Origin of the sequence: Vibrio ordalii ATCC 33509 (genome assembly GCA_000257205.1) — a bacterium.
GTDB lineage: Bacteria > Pseudomonadota > Gammaproteobacteria > Enterobacterales > Vibrionaceae > Vibrio > Vibrio ordalii.
The window spans coordinates 19695-44211 of sequence record AEZC01000192.1 but is presented as its reverse complement, the minus strand read 5'-3'; the positions used below and the strand labels follow the sequence as shown (position 1 = coordinate 44211).

Below are 24517 nucleotides of genomic sequence, written 5' to 3'. Positions count from 1 at the left end.
TATGTTCGGTGAATTCAATTTAATCGATACCTATTTCTCTAACCGTCAGTCACAACGTAAAGATGTCTCTCTTGCTCTAGGAGATGATTGTGCATTAGTCAAAGCACCAGAAAATGTTCGGATCGCCATCAGTACCGACACCTTAGTCGCAGGCACTCATTTTTTAACCGATGCGAATCCCGCTTGGGTGGCTCATAAAGCATTGTCATCTAACATCAGTGATCTGGCTGCTATGGGGGCAACGCCTGCTTGGGTATCGATTGCACTCACTCTACCTAGTGTCGATGAAGCATGGCTAAAACCCTTTTGTGATGCTTTTTTCGAACTTGCGAACTATTACAACATTCAGTTAATTGGTGGGGATACAACCAAAGGCCCACTGAGCATTACCTTGACAGTTCAAGGTTTTGTGCCACAAGAATTGGCGCTGCTGCGCAGTGGAGCCAAAGTGGGAGATTGGGTTTATGTCACTGGCGAGCTTGGTGATAGCCAAGCAGGGCTCGATGTGGTTCTTGACCCAAGCTTACGCCATAAACCTTTTGCCCAAGAGCTTGAAAAGCGTCACTATCTCTCAACGCCAAGAATTCTTGCCGGTCAAGCATTGCTTCATTTGGCTTCTTCTGCAATTGATATTTCCGATGGTTTGGTGTCTGATCTCAAACATATTTTGCATCGTTCAAATGTTGGGGCGAGTTTAGATGTCGGTGCGTTGCCTATCTCGCAAGAGCTGTTGCAGTTTGTGGGCGAGAGACAAATAGCCCAGCAATATGCACTAACCAGCGGTGAAGAGTATGAGTTGTGTTTCACTGTTCCAGAGCATAACCGAGGTTCCATCGAAAGTGCGCTTGCTCATTGCGGTTGTAAGGTGAGTTGCATTGGCCAAATTCGCCCGCAGGGTATTTTTGAGCTCCAGCATCAAGGAAAAAAACTCAATTGGCAGTTAAGCGGCTATGATCATTTTAAGGTGAACGAATGACAAACCCTATCGCATTAATCTCATTAAAGAACCCTTGGCATCTTTTGGCCACGGGTTTTGGCAGTGGCCTATCGCCTATCGTGCCCGGCACAACGGGAACGCTCGCCTCGGTACCTTTTTATTTGCTGTTAGTACAGCTACCTATTGCTATTTATTGTGCTGTGGTTGTGCTGGCTTGCTTGGTGGGTGTGAAAATTTGCCAAGTGGCTTCTGACGACATGAAAGTGCATGACCACGGTTCAATTGTATGGGATGAATTTGCTGGTTTCTGGATAACAATGCTAGTCGTGCCATTGCTTGAACTGCCCAGTTTAGATTGGAAATGGCTGGTGACTGGCTTCGTGCTGTTTCGCTTTTTCGATATGCTAAAACCGTGGCCGATCAGTTGGTTAGATAAACGAGTGCATGGTGGTTTGTGGATTATGCTCGATGATATCGTAGCGGGTGTTGTATCGGCGATTGCGCTGTATTGGGTCGGCTTTTGGGCGGGTTGGTTATAACTCGCTCAGAGTTCAATGTTGACTGAACGCTTAGGCTTAGCAACAAAACAGCTTCCTTTGGGAACCTGTTTTGTCAGCGAAGAGTCATCTACAACAGGGTTATTCGATGCTCTGGGTATCTAAAGTTACTTTGTCGTCTCGATATTATTTTAGCTTCTTTAGGTCAGCTTCAATTTCAGCGATTTTGCTCGTGACCACTTTTTCCAAATGGTGCAAGTCGGTCAATATTTTTTGCTTCAGATCGAGATCACTCATCGGAACAGGCTTAGTGATTTTGTTCAGTTCATCAATCACCAAGGTTAAATTTCGATTGATCTCCGTCACCTCTTTGTACTGATGGCTGCCGCTATCAACTAACACATTTTTTATCTGTCGAGGGTATTTAAATTTCACGCTCTTAGCGAACAGCTCGCCTTTCTGCTTATGAAAGTAAATCTTCAGCACATCTTTATGGGCTTCTTGACGAAGTGAATAGCGCTCAATCTGTTTAGGATCTTGAATGCCTAAACCGGTGAGGTAGGGATACATAAGCGACCTCTATTGTTTTTTGTGACACATCAATGAATCATTTCAATGTAGCAGTCCATGCCCGCACGAGGTAGCTCATAGTGATATCAAAGACGCAAGTTGTGGGCAAGATCGCTTTCCTTTTTCGTTTAATTTGGCGCGAGTTCAGAAACATTTTTAATCAGTATTTCACGCAACGTGCACTCTTCTTCTTCACTCAATTTTCCGCCTTGTGAACCTGTCAGTATAAACAAGTCTTCTGCTCGTTCACCAATGGTGGTGATTTTAGCACCATGCAGGTTAATGTTTAAGTCAGCAAAGGTTGCTCCGACCGTTGCCAGTAGCCCAGGAGTATCAAGTGCGACAAATTCCATTAATGTCCTTTTGTTGCTTTTGGTAGGCAAAAAATCGACTTTAGTTTTGACTTTAAAATGTTGCAAGTTACGTGGTGTGCGGCGTAATTTCAGTTTGTTTTGCCAGCCAGTGTATAGCCCATTGAGTAGGTGTTTGATCAGCGATGGGTGACTCTCTTCATCAATCGCGTGACCGTTTTGATCCAGCACCATAAAAGTATCAAGGACATAGCCATCTTTACTCGACATTATCTGCGCATCATGGACATTGAGATTTCGACGGTCCAGTTCAGCAACCACAGTTGCAAAGAGTGCGGGTTGATCTTTAGTGTAAACAAACAATTCAGTGCCGCCACGCGTGGCTTTTTTGCTCATCAGGATCAACGGTTGGCTTGGATCACTATGTTTGAGTAGGTGCTCACAATGCCAAGCGATCTGCTTGTGAGTGTGACGCAAAAAGTAATCCGCTTTAAAGCGCTGCCAAAGCACTTCAATTTCACGTGCGCTGTAGCCTTCTTTACGAAGCAATGCGGATGCCATTTGTTGGTTGTGGCGAATGCGATCGCGCACATCTACCGGGTTTTCAAGCCCACGTCTGAGCGCCCGCTGTGTTGAATGGTAGAGCTCTGCCAGCAAGGTGCGTTTCCAACTGTTCCAAAGCTCAGGGTTGGTAGCGCAGATGTCGGCGACAGTCAGGCAAACAAGATGTTCGAGATACTCTTCATCGCGCACTTTTTTGGCAAATTCGGTAATGACATCTGGGTCGTAAATGTCGCGTCTTTGCGCCGTTACCGACATCAAGAGGTGGTTTTGTACCAGCCAAGAGACTAATTTTGCTTCAGGTTTTGATAAACCGTGTTCAATACAAAAATCATAGGCTTCTACCGCACCGATTTCAGAGTGATCGCCGCCACGCCCTTTGGCGATGTCGTGGAAAATAGCGGCCAGAATCAGCATCTCCTTTTTTTGGAGACGTGGGTAGACTTCGCAACAGATGGGGTGTTTATCGTGATTTTGTGCGTAGCTAAAGGTATTGATGTGTTTGAGAAGACGAATGCTGTGTTCATCGACCGTATAAACATGGAATAGGTCGAACTGCATTTGTCCAACAATTTGGCTCCATTGGGGAAGATAAGCGGCAAGCACGCCTAATTTATGCATTAGGCTGAACGCACGATGTAGTGCGTTAGGGTGACGTACCAATGTCATGAATTTTTCACGTGCTTCTGGAATGGTGTGCAAGAACTTATTGAGCCTCCTTCTGGCTGTGCGTAACTGGCGCATGGTTGTGGGCGCGACGCTTTCGATGCTGGAATCATTGGCGATATGAATAAACATATCTAAAATCGTTTCAGGGCGAGCTTGGAACAGCGCCGGTTTACGAGCTTCTATCAAGTTGCCACGACGTTGAAAATCATCATCTAAAATTTCTGCTGCGGCTTCTTCGCCGTTATTGAGTATGGCTTGATCAAACAGACGCAGTAACATTTTGTTGAGTTCCGCAACACGACGCAGCGTGCGGTAGAACTCTTTCATCATCATCTCGACTGCGCGATTCCCTTCACCAGTAAAACCAAGATGTTCTGCCACTTGAGCTTGATGATCGAAAATGAGCCGATTGTCATAACGTTTTAATTCAATGTGCAGCGCAAAGCGCACGCGCCATAAAAAGTCTTGGCACTCTACTAGCTCACGATATTCTGCATCAGTTAAAAAACCAAAACGACTCATTTCAAACAGAGATGTCGCACCAAAGTGGCGTCTAGCTACCCAGCTTAACGTATGAATATCCCTTAAGCCTCCTGGCGTCGATTTGATGTCGGGTTCAAGGTTATAAGTGGTGTCATGGTAACGAGCGTGGCGGTTACGTTGTTCTTGAATTTTGGCGCGGTAAAAGGTCTCGCTTGGCCAAAATGACTCGGAATGAATCAACATTTTGAGTTTATAAAATGTCTTTTCGCTGCCACATATTAACCGAGCTTCTTGTAAGTTTGTTGCGACGGTTAAATCTTCACGGCCAATCTCAGCACACTGTTGTACGGTACGCACGGCATGGCCGACTTCTAAACGCAAATCCCACAACAGGGTGATGAATTCGCTGATTTTACTGCCGAGTTCAGCGGGTAAAGTATGATGGGAGACGACCAGAATATCGATATCCGAAAGAGGATGCAGTTCACCGCGTCCATAGCCTCCGACAGCCACTAAGCTGATGTCAGGAACCTGCGAAAATGCGTAATGTTCCCATAACCTGTAGAGCAGTTGATCCATATATTCAGAGCGGCCTAGTACCAGGTCATTAACTGGATGATGGTGCAAAAATTGATATTTTTGATAATGAGTGAACTGGTCAAGTTGCTGCTTAAGCTCGCTGATAGTGAGCTGTGAGTCAGTAAAAGTGAGAGGAGACTGAAAAGGCATAACGGCAATCCATGCTGGTGATATGTCACAACGTAGCCTGACTGTATCAAATCGCTACAGATAAAAAAATATCCCTGCAAGAGGGATATTTTTATAAGGTTTCGTTTCTACGCAATTAGGCGTTGTTCATCAGACGCGGAATGGTTTCTTCTTCACGCAGCGTCAGTACTTCGCAGCCGGTGGCGGTAACCAAAATGGTGTGTTCCCACTGCGCTGAATTTTTACCATCGGCGGTATAAACCGTCCAATTGTCTTCATCATCAAGGCGGCAACCAAATTTACCCGCATTAATCATTGGTTCGATAGTGAAAATCATCCCTTCACGCAGTACGGTTCTGTCGCTGTTCTTATAATGAACCACTTGTGGGTCTTCATGAAATTGAGCGCCAATACCGTGGCCGCAATAATCCTTCACAATCGAGAATTTGAGGCGAGGGTTATTCTTATTGTTGGTTTTAATGTGTTTTTCTATTGCTGTACCAATCTCACCTAACTGAACGCCGGGTTTGACCTTTTTCATGCCGATATAAAGACACTCTTGCGCAACAAGACATAGGCGCTTATCTGCTGGGGATGCTTCACCGACAAGGAACATTTTTGAGGTATCACCGTGGTAGCCATCTTTAATAACTGTGATATCGATGTTTAGAATATCACCCTCTTTCAGCACTCCAGGGCGCTGTAATTGCCCATACTGCTCATCTTGAGTGGCTGGAATTCCATGGCAAACAATGTGATTGATAGAGGTACAGATCGATTTAGGAAAACCGTGGTAATTCAATGGTGCTGGAATAGCTTGCTGCACTTCAGTGATGTATTTGTGGCAGATCTGGTCTAGCTCTTCAGTCGTTATCCCCACTTTTACATGCGGTTCAATCATCTCAAGGACATCGGCAGCCAGTTTACCCGCAATGCGCATTTTGGCTATTTCTTCAGCAGTTTTGATTTTTACAGACATCGGCTTTCTCTATGCATTAATTCTTAAGCACGCAAATGTGCGAATGGGCGTTATTCTAGCAGTGCAGCGATGAATCGCAAGGGATCCCTGTCGGTAAGTAAGAATTGTTTGCATAAATACAAGGCGACTAACTCGTGATGTTGAATATTTTTTTCTAGCCAGTGTGAGGCAAAATATGATATAAAGCGCGCCGGAATAGAAGTGCGTTTTCTTCTGAAATGACGAAACCCACCTTCCTTTCTAAACACATTATCTTTAAATCACACACATTCCGACACGTGTTCCGGGGTGCTCCAACAAGAAAACTATCGGTAACAACCGAATAGATGTTAGGAGTCGGATTCATGGGGGATGTGGAGGCCTAACCCCATAGAGGATTTTCAAATGGCAACTGTATCAATGCGCGACATGCTAAAAGCTGGTGTTCACTTCGGTCACCAGACTCGTTACTGGAACCCAAAAATGAAGCCATTCATTTTTGGTGCTCGTAGCAGTGTTCACATCATCAACTTAGAAAAAACTGTTCCTATGTTCAACGAAGCTCTAGCTGAGCTACACAAAGTTGGCGAGAAAAAAGGTAAAGTTCTTTTCGTTGGTACTAAACGCGCAGCATCTGAAGCTGTTAAAGAAGCGGCTATCGCAAGCAACCAATTCTACGTTAACAACCGCTGGTTGGGCGGCATGCTAACTAACTGGAAAACTGTTCGTCAGTCAATCAAGCGTCTAAAAGAGCTTGAAATTCAAGCGACAGATGGCACTTTTGATAAACTAACTAAGAAAGAAGCTCTAATGCGTACTCGTGAAATGGAGAAGCTAGAGAAATCTCTTGGTGGTATCAAAGATATGGGCGGTCTACCTGACGCACTATTCGTTATCGATGCAGATCACGAGCACATTGCAGTTAAAGAAGCAAACAACCTAGGTATCCCAGTTTACGCTGTTGTTGATACTAACTCTAACCCAGATGGCGTTGACTACATTATCCCTGGTAACGACGACGCAATCCGTGCAATCCAGCTTTACCTAAATGCTGTTGCAGAAACGGTTAACGAAGGTCGTAACAAAGATGCAGCTGCACTTGCTGCTGCAAAAGACGGTTTCGTAGAAGCAGAATAATAGCGGCTCTGAGTCACACTTGATTATATGTGTCACACGATTGATGCATTGAACAAGTTATAGTTAGCATCAGGGGCCAAACAATCGGCCCCTGATTTTTACCACCAGAATCAACTGAGGAATAGAGAATGGCAACTGTAACTGCTGCTCTAGTGAAAGAACTGCGCGAGCGTACTGGCGCAGGTATGATGGAATGTAAAAAAGCGCTTGTAGAAGCAAACGCTGACATCGAACTAGCAATTGAAAACATGCGCAAAAGCGGCGCAGCTAAAGCAGCGAAAAAAGCAGGTAACATCGCAGCTGAAGGTACTATCCTAATTAAAGAAGCTGATGGTTTTGCAGCACTTCTAGAAGTGAACTGCCAAACTGACTTCGTAGCAAAAGATTCAAGCTTCCTAGCGTTCGCTAACGAAGTTCTAGCGGCTGCACTTGCTGAGCGTCTAGATATCGAAGCACTTCAAGCTAAATTTGAAGAAGCACGTATTGCTCTTGTTGCTAAAATTGGTGAAAACATCACTATCCGTCGCGTTCACTACATCGAAGGCGCTAAAGTAGGTTCATACCGCCATGGCGACCGTATCGGTGTTGTGGTTGCTGGTGAAGCGGATGAAGAGACCATCAAACACGTAGCAATGCACGTTGCTGCTGCCAAACCTGAGTACGTTAACCCTGAAGATGTACCAGCAGAAGTTGTGGCTAAAGAGAGTGAAATCCAAATCGAAATTGCAATTCAATCTGGCAAGCCAGCGGCAATTGCTGAGAAAATGGTTGAAGGTCGCATGACTAAGTTCACAGGTGAAGTATCACTTACTGGTCAAGCGTTCATCATGGATCCTTCTCAAACTGTTGGCGCCATGCTGAAAGCTAAAGGCGCAACCGTTACTAACTTCGTACGTCTAGAAGTTGGTGAAGGTATTGAGAAAGCTCAAGAACTTAGCTTCGCTGAAGAAGTTGCAATGGTTCAAAAAGGTTAATCCTAGCGATTTTGCCTAAAAAGAGACCGTGGCCAAGGCTGCGGTCTTTTTACGAATGGCATATTGAGACTAGGCATATTGAGACTAATTGTGATGATTTAGAATTCAGTATTCAGTTTTAAATCATGACTGTTAATTAACAACTCTCTATTTGGAAGGTAAGCTCCATGACTACGAACCCTAAACCAGCCTATCAACGTATCCTGTTAAAACTTAGCGGTGAAGCGCTACAAGGCGAAGAAGGTTTTGGTATTGATCCTGCGGTGTTAGATCGCATGGCACAGGAAGTAAAAGAACTGGTTGAACTGGGTGTTCAAGTGGGTGTTGTCATCGGCGGCGGTAACTTATTCCGTGGCGCAGGTCTTGCTGAAGCGGGCATGAACCGTGTTGTGGGCGACCACATGGGAATGCTGGCAACCGTAATGAATGGTTTGGCAATGCGTGATGCTTTGCACCGTGCTTATGTGAATGCGCGCGTGATGTCTGCCATTCCTCTTAAAGGTGTGTGTGACGATTACAATTGGGCCGATGCTATCAGCCAACTACGTCAAGGCCGTGTTGTGATTTTCTCTGCGGGTACTGGTAACCCATTCTTCACGACCGATTCTGCTGCCTGTCTACGCGGTATTGAAATTGAAGCCGATGTGGTTCTAAAAGCGACAAAAGTAGATGGCGTATTTAGTGCAGACCCAGTGGCAAACCCAGACGCAGAACTGTATGATAAGCTGTCTTATACAACCGTGCTTGAAAAAGAGCTAAAAGTGATGGACTTGGCTGCGTTTACGCTAGCGCGTGACCACAAAATGCCAATCCGCGTATTTAATATGAACAAACCGGGCGCACTACGTCGCGTGGTAATGGGTGAAGCGGAAGGTACACTAATTAGCACCGCTGACTAATCACTCCAAACAGAAAACAAGTAGGTGATATTTGTGATTAACGAAATCAAGAAAGACGCTCAAGAGCGTATGGATAAGAGCGTAGATGCCCTGAAAAACAACCTTTCTAAGGTACGTACTGGTCGCGCTCACCCAAGTTTACTCTCCGGCATTTCTGTCGATTACTATGGTGCTTCGACACCGCTGAATCAAATCGCTAACGTTGTGGCTGAAGATGCACGTACTCTCGCGATCACTGTTTTTGATAAAGAGTTGACGCCAAAAGTTGAAAAAGCGATTTTGATGTCTGATTTGGGTCTAAACCCAATGTCTGCAGGTACAGTTATTCGTGTACCACTGCCACCACTGACCGAAGAACGTCGTCGTAATTTGGTGAAAATTGTTCGTGGTGAAGCCGAAGGTGGTCGTGTTGCGGTTCGCAACATTCGTCGTGATGCCAATGGCGATTTAAAAGCTTTGCTGAAAGATAAAGAAATCTCTGAAGACGAAGATCATAAAGCGCAAGAAGAGATTCAAAAACTTACCGATGTAGCGATTAAGAGAATTGATGAAGTTCTTGCTGCAAAAGAAAAAGAGTTAATGGAAGTTTAATTCGCTCTTTTTAGCCTTTCTAAAACGCTGTGCTCACAGTGCAGCGTTTTTTTATGCTATTTTGCCCTATCAGTTTGGTAATCAATTAATTTCTTATGCAAAACTCATCCCTCTCATCTGATGTATTACCCCAACACATCGCAATCATTATGGACGGAAATGGCCGTTGGGCTAAAGCACAAGGTAAACCTCGTGTATTTGGTCATAAGAATGGTGTAGCAGCGGTTCGAAGAACGATCTCTACTGCAGCGAAATTGGGTATTAAAGCCGTTACTTTGTTTGCCTTTAGCAGTGAAAATTGGCGGCGTCCGGAAGCTGAAGTGGGCGTGTTGATGGAGTTATTTATTACTGTGCTATCCACAGAAGTAAAAAAACTGCATAAGAATAATCTGCGCCTTAGAGTCATTGGCGATAAAACACGTTTTAGCTCACGCTTACAAACAAAAATCGCTCAGGCAGAAGAGTTAACCTCATCAAACAGTGGCATGGTCGTTAATATCGCCGCAAACTATGGCGGAAAATGGGATATCACAGAAGCGATGCGTTCTATCGCAGTCAAAGTGGCGAGCGGTGATATTTCTCCTGATCAGATCGACGAAACGCTGATTACACAGTCGCTAACGATGTCTGATATTCCTGAAGTGGATTTACTCATTCGTACCAGTGGTGAATGCCGTATTAGTAATTTTATGTTGTGGCAATTGGCCTATGCAGAGATGTACTTTACGCCAATTTACTGGCCTGAGTTTGGTGAAGAAAGTTTAATTGAAGCAGTGACTTGGTTTGTTAACCGTGAACGCCGTTTTGGCTGCACAGGGGAACAGGTTAAGGCATTGATGGAACAGAAATAAAGGATCCATTAGTTTGAAGCAACGAATTATCACGGCGCTCATATTAGCTCCACTGGTGATGCTGGGCATTTTTGAACTGCCACTCCCCCTATTTATGGCCGTTTTGGCCCTTGTGGCGCTTGTCGGTGTATGGGAATGGACTCAGTTTATCGATACGACATCTAGGTATCTGGCGCTGTTGCCAGCCATTATCATTGGTGGAGCAAGTTACTTACTGATTTCCCCTGATGCAGTTAGCTTAGCCAGCATGAACTCGAATCACTATGTGATCTTAATTATCGGGGTGGCTTGGTGGCTGTTTTCTAGCTTTTTAGCCATTACTTATCCTAAATCCCGCCCATGGTGGGAAAGATCCAATTTACTTAGGCACCTCTTTGGTGTGCTGACGCTACTTCCTTTTTTTTGGAGCGTACTATTTTTACGCGCAGAAGCCTTTTTGAGTGAGCCATACCATGGTGCTAAGTTGGTGTTGTTTGTCTGCTTAATTGTTTGGGCTGCAGACAGTGGCGCTTATTTTGCGGGCAAAAGTTTTGGTAAGTACAAAATGGCGCCAGCAGTCAGTCCAAATAAAACCATTGAAGGGTTGATTGGTGGCATTATTACGGCATTGATTGTGGCGTGGTTTACTGCTGATTGGTTTGATATTCGGTTTACAAATACGTTGTCGATGGTCGGTATTACATTCGCGACGGTTGTTATCTCTGTGCTTGGCGATCTGGTCGAAAGTATGTTTAAGCGCGTTTCAGGAATTAAAGACAGCAGCAATATTATTCCGGGGCATGGCGGCGTTTTGGATCGTATCGATAGCCTGACAGCTGCATTTCCTGTTTTTGCTCTACTGTATTTCATTTTCTAATGCTTGGGTTAAGCTGTCTTACCCCAATCTTAATTCACGGTTTTTGCTATGCGTAAGTTAACGATTCTTGGTGCCACAGGCTCAATAGGTGCAAGCACATTAAAAGTTGTAGCCCAAAATCCTGAACACTTTTCTGTTGTGGCTTTGGCTGCTGGCAATAATGTCAATAAAATGCGTGAGCTATGTCAGCGTTGGCAGCCAGTTTATGCAGTAATGGCAAACCAAAAGGCGGCGGATGAGCTTTTTGCTCAATTGCAGTCACTGAACTTAAAAACAACTGTATTATTTGGTCAAGACGCCATGTGCCACGTCGCCGCATTAGATGAGGTGGATACGGTGATGGCGGCGATTGTTGGTGCGGCAGGTTTGTTACCAACCATGGCCGCGGTAAAGGCGGGCAAGCGTGTTTTGTTGGCAAACAAAGAAGCCTTGGTGATGTCTGGCCAATTGTTTATTGATGCGGTCGAAAAACACGGCGCGGAATTGCTCCCTGTCGATAGCGAACATAACGCGATTTTTCAATGCTTACCGCCTGAAATTCAAGGTTCTTTGGGTCGCTGTGATTTACAAGAACATGGTGTGCAGCATATTTTGCTAACAGGTTCTGGTGGCCCTTTTCGCTACAGTGATTTATCCACGTTAGCTGATGTTTCACCACAGCAAGCGATTGCTCATCCTAACTGGTCGATGGGGCCGAAAATTTCGGTTGATTCCGCTACCATGATGAACAAAGGTTTAGAATACATTGAAGCTAAGTGGCTGTTTAATGCATCGAAACAGCAATTAAAAGTGTTAATCCACCCACAATCGGTGATCCACTCTATGGTGCAGTACCGCGATGGTTCGGTGCTTGCGCAAATGGGGGAACCCGATATGTCCACGCCAATTGCTTTAACTCTCTCTTATCCAGAACGCATTACTGCGGGTGTTCCGGCACTGGATTTTACCAAATTAAGTAATTTGAGTTTTATGGATGTGGACTACGAGCGTTATCCTTGTTTGGGATTGGCGATTGATGCTTGCTATCAAGGGCAACATGCCACCACCTCTTTAAATGCAGCCAACGAAATAGCCGTTGAAGCTTTTTTAAATAAGCAAATTCGTTTTACCGATATCGCACAAATTAATGAACGTGTATTGTCAAAAGTGTGTGCAGCACATACTCAGTTACATTGCTATGACTTGGAAAGCTTGTTAGAGCTCGATAGAATGGCGCGCACTATTGCCCAGCAAATCATACAAGAGCATTTATTATGAGTGGTATTTTGTGGAATTTCGTCTCTTTCATCATTGCGTTAGGCATATTGGTTGCTGTGCATGAATTTGGTCATTTTTGGGTAGCACGTCGCTGTGGAATTAAAGTCGAAAAATTTTCCATTGGCTTTGGTAAATCACTTTGGAGCCGAGTTGCCAAAGATGGCACCGAGTACAACCTCTCAATTATTCCTCTCGGCGGCTACGTTAAAATGCTCGATAGCCGTGTTGACGATGTTCCAGCAGAATTAAAAACCTTAGCTTTTGACCAAAAACCATTATGGAAACGTGCCGCTGTTGTTAGTGCTGGGCCTGCGTTTAACTTTTTCTTCGCCATTTTTGCCTATTGGCTTGTGTTCTTAATTGGTGTCCCAGCGGTAAAACCTGTGATTGGCGATATTACCCCCCAATCGATCGCCGCTCAAGCGGGTTTAGAACCAGGAATGCAGATCAAAGCGGTCTCAGGAGTGAATACCTTAGATTGGGAATCGGTCAATATGGGGTTGATAGGCCATATTGGTGATGAGCAATTAACGCTTACTGTCGGCACGGATGATGAAATTGGTGTTGATGAAATCAAAATATTAGATATCCGTTCTTGGAACTTTAACCCAGAAACAGAGTCTGCTATGGGAGCGTTAGGTTTTAAACCATTTGTTCCTGAAATATCGCTGACGCTAACCAATGTTTCTCAAGGTAGCGCTGGAGAGAAGGCTGGGTTGCAAGTTGGGGATACATTAATCGAAGCCAACGGTGCGAAGATAAACCATTGGCAGCAAGTTGTGGCGTTGATACAAAGTCATCCCAATCGGCCAGTTCCATTGGTTGTTGTGCGTGATGAACAACGCTTGACTATCGAGCTTACGCCTGACGTTCGTGAGTTATCGCAAGGCAAAACGATAGGCTTTGCGGGAATCGCTCCTAAAGTCGCAGAATGGCCGGAAAGTTATCGATTTGAGCTGCAATATGGTGTATTTGAATCAGTCGGAAAAGCGGTTGAAAAAACACAGCAAGTGATCAACTTAACCGTCAGCATGTTGAAAAAACTGGTGGTCGGTGATGTGGGGTTGAATAATCTGAGTGGGCCGATTTCGATTGCCAAAGGAGCTGGGACTACCGCTGACTATGGTTTAGTCTACTTCCTCGGTTTTTTGGCGTTGATTAGTGTCAACTTAGGTATCATCAACCTAGTGCCACTACCCATGTTAGATGGCGGGCATTTACTGTTTTTTGCAATTGAAGCCGTTATCCGTCGTCCTGTCCCAGAAAAAATTCAAGAAATGGGATACCGAATTGGTGGGGCGATCATCTTCTCTTTGATGGCTGTGGCAATATTTAATGATTTTAGTCGCCTGTGATTTGTAACCATTAGGCAGAAGTTGTAGCAAGGAATAACAAGAATAAATATGGCAATCAAACCGATCCTTTTCGCGGCACTATTGGCAACCAGCCTTTCAGCACATAGTGCTGAGAACTTCGTAGTGCAGGATATTCAAATTCAAGGGCTTCAGCGTGTTGCACTCGGTGCCGCATTGCTGAAAATGCCCGTCCGAATTGGCGATACCCTTGATGCACAAGATGTCGCGGATATTATCAAAGCACTTTACACCTCGGGTAACTTTGAAGATGTCAAAGTATTACGAGACAACAACGTTCTGATCGTTCAGGTTAAAGAGCGTCCAACCATTGCAAGTGTTTCCTTCTCCGGAAATAAAGCGATCAAAGAAGAGCAGTTGCAGCAGAATCTTGATGCATCCAATATCCGCATCGGTGAAGCGCTCGATCGTACGACCTTGAGCAACATTGAAAAGGGGTTGGAAGATTTTTACTACAGCGTGGGTAAGTACAACGCCACCGTGAAAGCGGTGGTGACACCTTTACCTCGCAACCGTGCAGACCTTAAATTTGTGTTCAGTGAAGGGGTTTCTGCGAAAATCCAGCAAATCAACTTTATTGGCAATGACGTTTTTAGTGACCAAGAGCTTTTGTCACGCTTCAATTTGAATGTCGATGTGGCGTGGTGGAATTTCCTCTCTGATGATAAATACCAAAAGCAGGTCTTAGCCGCTGATATTGAAGCTTTGCGCTCTTTCTACCTTGATCGTGGTTACTTAAAGTTTCAAGTCGATTCCACGCAAGTTGCTATTTCTCCTGATAAAAAAGGCGTTTATATTACTTTAGGCATTAGCGAAGGTCAGCCTTATAAAATCAAAGACGTTAAATTTCGCGGAGAGCTGATTGGCAAAGAGGCTGAATTTAGCGCTTTGATCCCGTTTGAAGCCGAGGAAACCTATAACGGCTCACTGGTGACCAAGCTTGAAGAAGATGTAAAACGAGTATTGGGTGAAGCTGGCTATGCCTATCCTCAAGTTCGAACCATCCCAGAATTTAATGATGAAACGCAAGAAGTTTCCTTGGTTGTTCATGTGGAAGCGGGTAAGCGTATCTATGTCCGTGATATTCGCTTTGTCGGTAATAACTCAACCAAAGATGAAGTTTTGCGCCGCGAAATGCGTCAAATGGAAGGCAGTTGGCTGAGCTCTAAAGCGATTGATACGGGTAAGAGCCGCTTAAACCGTCTTGGCTTCTTTGAAACGGTGGATGTGCAAACTGTACGTGTACCTGGCAGTGAAGACCAAGTCGATCTGGTGTACAACGTGAAAGAGGCCAACTCAGGTAGTGTTAACTTTGGTGTCGGTTATGGTACAGAATCAGGCGTGAGTTTTCAGGTTGGTTTACAACAAGACAACTTCATTGGTTCAGGTAATCGAGTTGGCATCAATGCCATGATGAACGACTATCAAAAGAACATCAGTTTAGATTACCGTGATCCCTATTGGAACCTTGATGGTGTCAGTTTGGGTGGTAAGATTTTCTATAACCAGTTTGAGGCTTCTGAAGCAGGTATTGTTAATTATACCAATGAAAGTTACGGCACAAGTTTAACGTGGGGTTTCCCATTTGATGAACTAAACCGTTTTGACCTCGGTATCGGCTATACGCACAACAAAATCGGTAATATCGATGAGTATGTGCAAGTGAGTCAGTTCTTACAATCTCAAGCGAGTAATCGCAGTGATGATGGCAGTTTGATCACTAACGACTTTGACATCAATATTTCATGGACGCGCAATAATTTAAACCGTGGTGTATTCCCAACCGCGGGGAATCATCAACGTGCTTTTTACAAGATGACCGTGCCAGGCTCAGACGTAAAGTATTTCAAAGCGCAGTACGATGTCCGCCAGTATTTCCCATTAACCAAAAAACATGAGTTTTCACTCTTGCTAAGAGGACGCTTAGGGTATGGTAATGGTTATGGGAAAACGGATGGTAACGATAACTTGTTCCCATTCTATGAAAACTATTATGCAGGTGGCTTTACCACGTTACGTGGTTTTGGCTCTAACTCGGCTGGACCGAAAGCGATTTATAACGATGCGACAGGCTGTAATGGCAATAATGGAGGCAACAACCGCTGTTATAGCGCGACGGATGACTCAGTTGGTGGTAACGCGGTTGCGCTAGCCAGTGTTGAGTTAATTGTCCCGACGCCATTTGCTTCTGATGAAGCGCGCAGTCAAATTCGTACCAGTATCTTCGTCGACATGGCGAGTGTTTGGGATACAGAATTTGATTACCAAGATGTCAAACTCGGATATGGTGATCAGTACTATTACGATTATTCTGACCCAATGAATTATCGTGCTTCTTATGGTGCGGCACTGCAGTGGATGTCACCTATGGGGCCACTGGTATTCTCAATTGCCAAACCTATTAAAATTTATGAAGGTGATAATGAAGAGTTCTTCACTTTCACGATCGGCAGAACATTCTAATTAGAGGAAAGTATTTTGAAAAAAGCGATTCAAGCGGCAGGATTAGGCCTAGTTGTACTGAGTTCATCATTTTTTGTGCAAGCCGCTGAGGCGGCGCAGAAAGTAGGCTACATTAATACCGCGCAAGTATTCCAAGCACTGCCTCAACGAGAAGTTGTGCTGCAAAAATTACAAGAAGAGTTTAAAGATAAAGGGGCAGAGCTACAGTCAATTCAAGCTGAAGCAAAAACCAAAATTGAAAAACTTAAACGTGATGGCGAACTGTTAGGTCAAGATGAGATCGAAAAGCTGCGTATTGAAATTGGTCAATTAGACAGCAAGTACAAAATCAAAGCGCAAGCGTTAGAGCAAGCCTCAGCGCGTCGTGAGAGTGAAGAGAAGCAAAAACTCTTCATGGTGATTCAAGACGCTGTGAAGAAAGTTGCGGAAAAAGAAGGTTATGACATCGTTGTTGACGTGCAAGCTATGCAATATGGTAAGCCCGACTACAACCTATCAGAGAAAGTAATTAAACAACTAAAATAATATTATTATGGCAAAACTGACTTTAGCCGAATTGGCAACCATCACCGGCGGAGAGCTGTTTGGTGATGGCTCTGCGACAGTTTTCGCTGTCTCACCAATGGATAAGGCGCAGGAAGGTTACGTAACTTTCCTCTCTAATCCCAAATATAACAAACACCTTGGTCAATGCCGCGCAACGGTGATTATGGTCAAGGCTAGTGAACGTGAATTGTGTACAACCAATGTATTGGTCGTCGCTGACCCATACGTTGCTTTTGCAAAGGTAGCGCAAGCGCTGGACACGACACCGCGACCTGCGAGTGATATCAGCCCTTCTGCGGTTGTTGCACAGGATGCCCAGCTAGGGCAGAACGTTTCTATTGGTGCAAACGCGGTCATTGAGACGGGCGTGCAACTTGGCGATAACGTCTCCATTGGTGCTGGCTGTTTCATCGGTAAAAACGCCAAAATTGGCGCTAACACCCAGTTGTGGGCAAATGTCAGCGTTTACCACGAAGTGGAAATTGGCTCGGCGTGCCTTATTCAGTCAGGTGCGGTGATTGGTTCTGATGGTTTTGGCTATGCCAATGAGAAAGGTGAGTGGATTAAAATTCCGCAAATTGGCACAGTCCGGATCGGTAATCGAGTTGAAATCGGTGCCTGCACGACAATTGATCGCGGCGCATTAGATGACACGATTATTGAAGATAACGTCATTCTCGATAACCAATTACAGATTGCACATAACGTCTGTATTGGCTATGGCACTGCAATTGCTGGCGGTACCATCATTGCTGGCAGCACCCACATAGGTAAATATTGCATTATTGGTGGCGGTGCGGTCATCAATGGCCATATCGAGATTGTTGATGGGGTCACTATTACTGGCATGGGGATGGTAATGCGTAGCATCACCGAGAAAGGCATGTTCTCTTCCGGTATTCCGTTGCAACCGAACAAAGAATGGCGTAAAACGGCCGCTCGCGTTCACCGTATCGAAGATATGCACAAGCGACTTAAAGCACTTGAAAAGTACTTAGATCAGGAAGCGGAATCCTAATTCTACTTTTTACCGATTAGGCTCGCCAATTGCGAGTCTTTTTCGTCTATAATGCCAAATAATTTTTGAAAGTTTTACTGTATAGGAATATGACTTTGACGACTGAAACGAAAACGATGCACATCACTGAAATTCAGAGGCTGCTTCCTCACCGTTACCCATTTCTGTTGATTGACCGTGTAATTGACTTTGAAGAAGGCAAATACCTTGTTGGCTTGAAAAATGTGTCAGTTAATGAACCTCAGTTCACTGGTCATTTTCCGCAGTTACCTATTTTTCCAGGTGTACTGATTTTAGAAGCAATGGCACAAGCAACGGGCCTACTAGCATTCAAAACCTTTGGTGCACCGAAAGATAACGAATTGTATTACTTTGCTAGTATTGATAATGCGAAGTTTCGTAAACCTGTAGGTCCTGGCGACCAACTGATCATCGAAGTGCAGTTCATTAAAGAGCGTCGTGGTATTGCGTTGTTTAATGGCGTAGCGAAAGTTGATGGTGAGGTTGTGTGTTCAGCTGAAATGAAATGTGCTCGTAGAGAGTTTTAATATGATTCATGAAACTGCACAAATCCACCCAAGTGCGGTGGTTGAAGATGGCGCTATCATTGGAGCTAACGTCACCGTTGGTCCATTTACTTACATCACCTCTGGGGTAAGCATTGGCCAAGGTACGGAAGTGATGTCGCATGTAGTCATCAAAGGAAACACCGTCATTGGTGAAGAGAACCGTATTTTCCCTCACGCCGTCATTGGCGAAGAGAACCAAGATAAGAAATATGGTGGTGAAGATACGCGAGTTGTCATTGGTGATCGCAATGTTATTCGTGAAGCGGTGCAAATTCACCGTGGTACTATGCAAGATAAAACGCAAACAGTTGTTGGCAACGACAACCTATTGTGTGTGAATGCCCATATTGCGCACGATGTGATTGTTGGTAATCATACGCACATTGGTAACAACGCAATTCTTGGCGGCCATGTGACGGTCGGTGACTATGCCGGTGTTATGGCGTTGTCGGCGATTCATCCTTTCTGTAGCGTTGGTGCTTATGCCTATATCGGTGGTTGTTCTGCTGTGGTGCAAGATGTACCCGCTTACGTGTTAGCACAAGGTAACCATGCTTCACCATTTGGCCTTAACCTTGTTGGTTTGAAGCGAAATGGTTTTGAAAAAGCAGAAATTCGCGCGCTACAAAAAGCGTATAAAGAAATTTACCGATCAGGTAAAACGCAAGCAGAAGTCTTACCTATATTGGTTGAGATGGCGAAAGAGTACCCATCGATTCAGCGTTTTACTGATTTACTAGAAAAAACTGAGCGTGGCATTATTCGTTAGTTCACCACTGAGTTTCTATTAATATCCGAAGATCGCTACTTGTTTAGCGATCTTTTGTCTTTTTGACGCCGCATAACGGCTGAGCGGATTCTGTTAGGAAATGATATGCACTCACATGAAAATCCCCTAAGAATCGGTATTGTTGCCGGAGAGCTTTCTGGCGATACACTAGGAGAAGGCTTCATTCAAGCCATCAAGCAGCAATACCCCAATGCACAATTTGTCGGTATTGGTGGCCCTAAAATGATTGCTCAAGGTTGTGAATCTTTATTTGATATGGAAGAGCTAGCCGTGATGGGGCTGGTTGAGGTGCTTGGCCGCTTACCGCGTTTACTGAAAGTTAAAGCGCAGTTGGTGAAGTATTTTAAAGCCAATCCGCCGGATGTGTTTGTTGGTATTGATGCACCAGATTTTAATTTACGACTAGAGCTTGAACTCAAAAAAGCGGGCATCAAAACCGTCCACTATGTGAGCCCATCTGTATGGGCATGGCGTCCCAAACGTATTTTTAAAATCGATGCGGCGACCGATCTAGTGCTGGCATTTCTTCCGTTTGAAAAAGCGTTTTACGACAAGTATCAGGTTGCGTGCGAATTTGTCGGCCACACACTGGCCGATGCCATTCCACTGCAACCCGATAAAATCGCCGCTCGTGAACTGTTGAAATTAGAGACAGATAAACAGTGGCTGGCTGTGCTACCCGGTAGCCGAGGGGGAGAAGTCGGTTTAATTGCCAAGCCATTTATTGAAACATGTCGACAAATCAAACAGAAATACCCTGATATTGGTTTTGTGGTAGCCGCCGTCAATCCCAAACGTAAACAGCAGTTTGAAACCATTTGGCAGGAGATCGCCCCAGAGCTCGATTTTGTTATTATTGAAGACACCGCGCGCAATGTCATCACGGCCGCAGATGCTGTGCTGCTTGCCTCTGGCACAGTCGCTCTGGAATGCATGTTGCTCAAACGGCCGATGGTGGTGGGATACAAAGTGAACTGGCTCACCGGATGGTTGGTTCAGAAGCTTGCGATAACCGAATTTGTTTCACTGCCCAATATTTTAGCCGGAGAAGAACTGGTTCCTGAGTTCATTCTTGATGAATGCGACCCGCAACATCTGTTTCCTGCGGTCGATAGTATGCTCAGCCGTGATAATTCCTCTTTAATTGAACGTTTTACTGAAATGCATCACTGGATCCGCAAAGGTGCGGATCAACAAGCCGCCAAGGCGGTTTTAAGCTTGATTAACCATTAACCATTAACGATTAAGAAAGAGCGATTGAAAAATAACGAGAGGAAAATAGACAAGATGGCAGAACAAACACTGACTCCTTTTGAATACCCTAAGGGCTATGTTTTGATTGCAGGAGTGGATGAAGTTGGTCGAGGTCCATTAGTGGGCGACGTAGTGACTGCCGCAGTAATCTTGGATCCGAATAATCCGATTGAAGGTTTGGCCGACTCGAAAAAGTTATCAGAAAAAAAACGCCTAGCGCTTTTTCCTGAAATTCAACAAAAGGCGCTCGCTTGGTCTGTTGGCCGCTGTTCACCAGCTGAAATTGATGAGCTTAATATTCTTCAAGCGACTATGGTGGCGATGCAACGCGCGATTGCAGGTCTAGCGATTCAACCTGATTTGGTTTTAATTGATGGCAACCGTGTTCCACAATTACCGATGCATGGTATCGCAGTTGTCAAAGGGGATATGCGTGTGGCGCAAATCAGCGCCGCCTCAATCATTGCTAAAGTGGTACGCGATAAAGAGATGGAAGCGCTCGATAAATTGTACCCACAATTTGGCTTTGCTCAACATAAGGGCTATCCAACTAAAGCGCATTTTGCCGCGATCGAACAACATGGCGTCATTGCAGAGCACCGTAAAAGCTTTAAGCCAGTGAAACGCGTGCTGGGAATTGACTAATTGCGGGTGTCAGCCACGAGCAGATTCGCGTAGAATAACCGCCAAATCTTGTACCAAACCTAGCATCTAGGATTTTATTGCATGCCAGAACCAAAGTTTGTCCACCTTCGTGTCCACAGCGACTTTTCTATGATCGATGGCTTGTCCAAAGTGCCACCGCTTGTGAAAAAAGTGGCCGAGATGGGGATGCCTGCCGTAGCGTTGACCGACTTCACGAACTTATGTGGTTTGGTCAAATTTTATGGTACCGCTCATCACTGTGGGGTAAAGCCGATTATCGGTGCAGATTTTGTCATGCAATCCGAGGAGTTTGGTGATGAGCTCACCAAGCTGACGGTTCTAGCGAGTGATAATGTTGGTTACAAAAATCTGACCTTACTGATCTCCGATGCTTATCTACGCGGTCATGTGCAACACCTACCTGTGATTGATAAAGCGTGGCTAGTGAAATATGCCGAAGGCTTGATTGTGCTTTCGGGTGGAAAAAGTGGTGAAATAGGCAAAGCACTGCTTAAAGGTAATCAGGCGTTAGTCGATAAATGTGTCGAGTTTTATCAAACTCATTTTGTCGATCGTTTTTATCTTGAATTGACTCGCACAGGGCGAGCCGACGAAGAGAGCTATCTGCACTTTGCTCTAGAATTGGCTGAAAATAATGATCTGCCCGTCGTTGCAACCAATGAAGTGGTGTTTCTCAGCGAAGAGTTTTTTGAAGCGCATGAAATTCGAGTCGCAATTCATGATGGCTACACCATGGAAGATCCTCGTCGGCCAAAAAATTACAGCCCACAGCAATATTTGCGCACCGAAGCGGAAATGTGTGAGCTGTTTGCCGACATTCCTGAAGCGCTGCAAAACAGTGTTGAGATTGCCAAACGATGTAATGTCACCGTCCGTTTGGGGGAATATTTCTTGCCTGCCTTCCCAACGGAAGGAATGAAAGAAACCGAATACTTGGTGATGAAATCACAAGAAGGCCTTGAAGAGCGTCTTGAATTTCTGTTCCCCGATCCTGAGGTTCGCGCACAACGTCGCCCTGAATATGATGAACGGCTGCAAATTGAGCTCGAAGTAATTAATAACATGGGATTCCCCGGTTATTTCTTGATTGTGATGGAGTTCATCCAGTGGTCAAAAGATAACGATATTCCGGTGGGACCGGGGCGCGGATCGGGTGCGGGTTCATTGGTGGCCTACGCGCTCAAAATCACTGATTTAGATCCACTACAATATGATTTACTGTTCGAACGTTTCTTGAACCCAGAACGGGTTTCAATGCCCGATTTTGACGTCGATTTCTGTATGGATAAACGTGACCAAGTTATTGATCACGTTGCTGAAATGTATGGTCGTGATGCGGTATCACAGATCATCACCTTTGGTACTATGGCTGCCAAAGCGGTCATTCGTGACGTGGGACGCGTGCTTGGTCATCCGTTTGGATTTGTCGACCGCATTTCAAAGCTTATTCCACTAGATCCAGGAATGACACTCGAAAAGGCGTTTAAGGCTGAACCCGCGTTACCTGAGCTGTACAACAATGACGAAGACGTCAAAGAGCTGATTGATAAGTGCCGAATTCTAGAAGGGTGTACGCGTAACGCCGGTAAGCATGCGGGTGGGGTGGTGATCTCCCCAACCACCATTACCGACTTTTCGCCGATTTATGCGGATGCTGAAGGGCATTTCCCCGTCACTCAATTTGATAAGAACGATGTTGAAACCGCAGGCTTGGTTAAGTTTGACTTCTTAGGTCTACGCACCTTAACTATTATCGATTGGGCACTAGGGCTGATTAACCCGCGCTTACAACGAGAAGGCAAAGAGCCCGTTCGTATTGAAGCTATCCCGTTAGAAGACCCTGTTTCATTTCGTGTATTGCAAAATTCTGAAACCACCGCGGTATTCCAGTTAGAATCGCGCGGCATGAAAGATCTGATCAAACGTCTCCAGCCAGACTGCTTCGAAGATATCATTGCATTAGTGGCCCTGTTTCGTCCTGGGCCTTTGCAATCGGGGATGGTGGATAACTTTATCGACCGTAAACATGGCCGAGAGGCGATCTCCTACCCAGATGAAAAATGGCAACATGATTCATTAAAAGAAATTCTAGATCCAACCTACGGCATCATCTTGTACCAAGAGCAAGTGATGCAGATCGCCCAAGTTCTAGCGGGATACACACTGGGCGGCGCGGATATGCTGCGCCGTGCGATGGGTAAGAAAAAGCCAGAAGAGATGGCCAAGCAGCGGGCGATTTTTGAAGAAGGTTCGATAAAAAACGGCGTGGATGGCGAATTGTCGATGAAAATCTTCGACTTAGTAGAAAAATTCGCCGGCTACGGTTTTAACAAATCGCACTCTGCGGCTTATGCTCTGGTTTCTTATCAAACCTTATGGTTAAAAACCCACTACCCAGCCGAATTTATGGCGGCCGTAATGACGGCCGACATGGACAACACCGAAAAGGTGGTTGGCTTAGTCGATGAATGTTTACGCATGAATCTTAAAGTGTTACCACCGGATATTAACGCCGGCTTGTACCGCTTTAACGTCGATGAAAATGGCGCGATTGTCTATGGTATTGGCGCGATAAAAGGTGTCGGTGAAGGGCCGATTGAAGCGATTTTAGAAGCGCGCACAGCAGGCGGCTATTTTAAAGATTTGTTTGATTTTTGCGCCAGAATTGATCTGAAAAAAGTCAATAAGCGTGTGATTGAAAAGCTTATTTATGCGGGTGCTTTGGATCGTTTAGGCCCACACCGTGCTGCCATGATGGCCTCATTAAATGATGCTGTGAAAGCGGCCAGCCAATTCCACCAAGCTGAAGCCTTTGGTCAGGTTGATATGTTTGGTGTATTGACTGATGCGCCAGAAGAAGTAGAACATAAATATACGCAAGTCCCCGAGTGGCCTGAGAAAGTTTGGCTTGAAGGTGAGCGCGATACATTGGGCCTTTATTTGACCGGGCATCCAATAAACGCACATATTAAGGAACTTGCGAAGTACACCAGTTGTCGACTCAAAGATGCCACGCCAACGCGACGCGATCAATCCGTCACTTTAGCGGGGTTAGTGATTGCTGCTAAAGTCATGACCACCAAGCGTGGCACGCGGATTGGCATCATGACCTTAGATGATCGTTCAGGACGTATGGAAGTGATGTTATTCTCTGATGCGTTAGAGCGGTATGCAGAGTTGTTAGAAAAAGATAGAATTTTAGTGATTTCTGGACAGGTCAGCTTTGATGACTTCAATGGTGGCCTTAAAATGTCCGCGCGCGAAGTCATGGACTTGGGCAGTGCGCGTGAAAAATATGCCCGTGGCTTGTCGATATCGATTGAACAATCACAGATAGACAGCCAGTTTTTTGAGCGCTTTAGTCAGATCTTAGAGCCTCACCGAGCAGGGACTATACCTGTCAATGTATACTACCAACGCGCAGAGGCGAGAGTGCGACTCACTCTTGGTACGCAGTGGCGTGTAACCACAAGTGATACATTGTTAGACGAATTGAAACAGCTACTTGGCAAAGATCAGGTAGAACTCGAATTTAACTAAAATTTGGCGTCAAATATGTTGAACGCTGAGTATAAAAGG

The 24517-nt window shown here is 45.0% G+C and carries 21 protein-coding genes; 18 read left to right on the top strand and 3 right to left on the bottom strand.

All coding sequences use genetic code 11. The annotated features are described in order from the left end of the window. Window position 1: 1 nt before the first annotated feature. Both thiL and pgpA read left to right on the top strand, forming a co-directional pair. On the top strand, window positions 2-976 hold the full coding sequence (thiL, locus tag VOR_RS0112985) for a thiamine-phosphate kinase (protein ID WP_010320130.1): 975 nt from the start codon (window positions 2-4) through the stop codon (window positions 974-976). After that, window positions 973-1476, top strand: a complete 504-nt coding sequence (pgpA, locus tag VOR_RS0112980) for a phosphatidylglycerophosphatase A (RefSeq protein WP_010320129.1) — start codon at window positions 973-975, stop codon at window positions 1474-1476. Before thiL ends, pgpA begins: the two co-directional genes overlap by 4 nt. Window positions 1477-1620: 144 nt before the next feature. Here pgpA and VOR_RS0112975 read toward each other — a convergent pair whose 3' ends face one another. From VOR_RS0112975 to map, 3 genes are all read right to left on the bottom strand, one after another. Next, a complete protein-coding gene (locus tag VOR_RS0112975) occupies window positions 1621-2004 on the bottom strand; it encodes a DUF3461 family protein (RefSeq protein ID WP_010320128.1) in 384 nt (127 codons plus the stop codon). Between the two features lie 128 nt (window positions 2005-2132). Further along, entirely contained in the window at window positions 2133-4757 is a 2625-nt protein-coding gene (gene glnD / locus VOR_RS0112970) for a bifunctional uridylyltransferase/uridylyl-removing protein GlnD (protein ID WP_010320127.1), read from the bottom strand. 115 nt (window positions 4758-4872) lie between these two features. Continuing rightward, window positions 4873-5715, bottom strand: coding sequence for a type I methionyl aminopeptidase (map, locus tag VOR_RS0112965; protein WP_010320126.1), 843 nt, complete (start codon window positions 5713-5715; stop codon window positions 4873-4875). Between the two features lie 384 nt (window positions 5716-6099). Between map and rpsB the strand changes: the two genes are divergently transcribed. The 16 genes from rpsB (at window position 6100) to dnaE (ending at window position 24478) form a co-directional block, all read left to right on the top strand. Beyond that, complete coding sequence (rpsB, locus tag VOR_RS0112960; protein ID WP_010320125.1) at window positions 6100-6831, top strand: 30S ribosomal protein S2; 732 nt, start codon at window positions 6100-6102, stop codon at window positions 6829-6831. A gap of 128 nt (window positions 6832-6959) precedes the next feature. Beyond that, entirely contained in the window at window positions 6960-7805 is an 846-nt protein-coding gene (gene tsf / locus VOR_RS0112955) for a translation elongation factor Ts (RefSeq protein WP_010320124.1), read from the top strand. 167 nt (window positions 7806-7972) lie between these two features. Continuing rightward, window positions 7973-8704 (top strand): UMP kinase, encoded by a 732-nt coding sequence (gene pyrH, locus VOR_RS0112950; protein WP_010320123.1) that lies wholly within the window; start codon window positions 7973-7975, stop codon window positions 8702-8704. Between the two features lie 33 nt (window positions 8705-8737). Next, window positions 8738-9295 (top strand): ribosome recycling factor, encoded by a 558-nt coding sequence (gene frr, locus VOR_RS0112945; protein WP_010320122.1) that lies wholly within the window; start codon window positions 8738-8740, stop codon window positions 9293-9295. A gap of 95 nt (window positions 9296-9390) precedes the next feature. Then, entirely contained in the window at window positions 9391-10146 is a 756-nt protein-coding gene (gene uppS / locus VOR_RS0112940) for an undecaprenyl pyrophosphate synthase (protein ID WP_010320121.1), read from the top strand. Between the two features lie 13 nt (window positions 10147-10159). Next, window positions 10160-11002: a phosphatidate cytidylyltransferase gene (locus tag VOR_RS0112935; protein WP_010320120.1), complete on the top strand. Its 843-nt coding sequence runs from the start codon at window positions 10160-10162 to the stop codon at window positions 11000-11002. Between the two features lie 48 nt (window positions 11003-11050). Beyond that, window positions 11051-12259 (top strand): 1-deoxy-D-xylulose-5-phosphate reductoisomerase, encoded by a 1209-nt coding sequence (ispC, locus tag VOR_RS0112930; RefSeq protein WP_010320119.1) that lies wholly within the window; start codon window positions 11051-11053, stop codon window positions 12257-12259. Next, window positions 12256-13614 (top strand): sigma E protease regulator RseP, encoded by a 1359-nt coding sequence (rseP, locus tag VOR_RS0112925; RefSeq protein WP_010320118.1) that lies wholly within the window; start codon window positions 12256-12258, stop codon window positions 13612-13614. The genes ispC and rseP overlap by 4 nt, the downstream gene beginning before the upstream one ends. A 48-nt stretch (window positions 13615-13662) precedes the next feature. After that, complete coding sequence (bamA, locus tag VOR_RS0112920) at window positions 13663-16095, top strand: outer membrane protein assembly factor BamA (RefSeq protein WP_010320117.1); 2433 nt, start codon at window positions 13663-13665, stop codon at window positions 16093-16095. A gap of 15 nt (window positions 16096-16110) precedes the next feature. Further along, entirely contained in the window at window positions 16111-16620 is a 510-nt protein-coding gene (locus VOR_RS0112915; protein WP_010320116.1) for an OmpH family outer membrane protein, read from the top strand. Between the two features lie 7 nt (window positions 16621-16627). Then, window positions 16628-17659: a UDP-3-O-(3-hydroxymyristoyl)glucosamine N-acyltransferase gene (lpxD, locus tag VOR_RS0112910; protein WP_010320115.1), complete on the top strand. Its 1032-nt coding sequence runs from the start codon at window positions 16628-16630 to the stop codon at window positions 17657-17659. Window positions 17660-17775: 116 nt separating this feature from the next. Next, window positions 17776-18207: a 3-hydroxyacyl-ACP dehydratase FabZ gene (gene fabZ / locus VOR_RS0112905; protein ID WP_026027636.1), complete on the top strand. Its 432-nt coding sequence runs from the start codon at window positions 17776-17778 to the stop codon at window positions 18205-18207. Window position 18208: 1 nt separating this feature from the next. Continuing rightward, window positions 18209-18997, top strand: coding sequence for an acyl-ACP--UDP-N-acetylglucosamine O-acyltransferase (gene lpxA, locus VOR_RS0112900; RefSeq protein ID WP_010320113.1), 789 nt, complete (start codon window positions 18209-18211; stop codon window positions 18995-18997). Between the two features lie 105 nt (window positions 18998-19102). Further along, a complete protein-coding gene (lpxB, locus tag VOR_RS0112895; protein WP_010320112.1) occupies window positions 19103-20251 on the top strand; it encodes a lipid-A-disaccharide synthase in 1149 nt (382 codons plus the stop codon). Window positions 20252-20275: 24 nt separating this feature from the next. Beyond that, window positions 20276-20917, top strand: coding sequence for a ribonuclease HII (gene rnhB, locus VOR_RS0112890; RefSeq protein ID WP_017044001.1), 642 nt, complete (start codon window positions 20276-20278; stop codon window positions 20915-20917). Between the two features lie 81 nt (window positions 20918-20998). Continuing rightward, window positions 20999-24478, top strand: coding sequence for a DNA polymerase III subunit alpha (gene dnaE, locus VOR_RS0112885; protein ID WP_010320110.1), 3480 nt, complete (start codon window positions 20999-21001; stop codon window positions 24476-24478). The last annotated feature ends 39 nt before the right edge of the window (window positions 24479-24517 follow it).

Bases quoted from the DNA above. Each gene is read 5' to 3' on its own strand.
- thiL (WP_010320130.1), top strand. From the start codon at position 2: ATGTTCGGTGAATTCAATTTAATCGATACCTATTTCTCTAACCGTCAG.
- pgpA (WP_010320129.1), top strand. From the start codon at position 973: ATGACAAACCCTATCGCATTAATCTCATTAAAGAACCCTTGGCATCTT.
- VOR_RS0112975 (WP_010320128.1), bottom strand. From the start codon at position 2,004: ATGTATCCCTACCTCACCGGTTTAGGCATTCAAGATCCTAAACAGATT.
- glnD (WP_010320127.1), bottom strand. From the start codon at position 4,757: ATGCCTTTTCAGTCTCCTCTCACTTTTACTGACTCACAGCTCACTATC.
- map (WP_010320126.1), bottom strand. From the start codon at position 5,715: ATGTCTGTAAAAATCAAAACTGCTGAAGAAATAGCCAAAATGCGCATT.
- rpsB (WP_010320125.1), top strand. From the start codon at position 6,100: ATGGCAACTGTATCAATGCGCGACATGCTAAAAGCTGGTGTTCACTTC.
- tsf (WP_010320124.1), top strand. From the start codon at position 6,960: ATGGCAACTGTAACTGCTGCTCTAGTGAAAGAACTGCGCGAGCGTACT.
- pyrH (WP_010320123.1), top strand. From the start codon at position 7,973: ATGACTACGAACCCTAAACCAGCCTATCAACGTATCCTGTTAAAACTT.
- uppS (WP_010320121.1), top strand. From the start codon at position 9,391: ATGCAAAACTCATCCCTCTCATCTGATGTATTACCCCAACACATCGCA.
- ispC (WP_010320119.1), top strand. From the start codon at position 11,051: ATGCGTAAGTTAACGATTCTTGGTGCCACAGGCTCAATAGGTGCAAGC.
- rseP (WP_010320118.1), top strand. From the start codon at position 12,256: ATGAGTGGTATTTTGTGGAATTTCGTCTCTTTCATCATTGCGTTAGGC.
- bamA (WP_010320117.1), top strand. From the start codon at position 13,663: ATGGCAATCAAACCGATCCTTTTCGCGGCACTATTGGCAACCAGCCTT.
- lpxD (WP_010320115.1), top strand. From the start codon at position 16,628: ATGGCAAAACTGACTTTAGCCGAATTGGCAACCATCACCGGCGGAGAG.
- fabZ (WP_026027636.1), top strand. From the start codon at position 17,776: ATGCACATCACTGAAATTCAGAGGCTGCTTCCTCACCGTTACCCATTT.
- lpxA (WP_010320113.1), top strand. From the start codon at position 18,209: ATGATTCATGAAACTGCACAAATCCACCCAAGTGCGGTGGTTGAAGAT.
- lpxB (WP_010320112.1), top strand. From the start codon at position 19,103: ATGCACTCACATGAAAATCCCCTAAGAATCGGTATTGTTGCCGGAGAG.
- dnaE (WP_010320110.1), top strand. From the start codon at position 20,999: ATGCCAGAACCAAAGTTTGTCCACCTTCGTGTCCACAGCGACTTTTCT.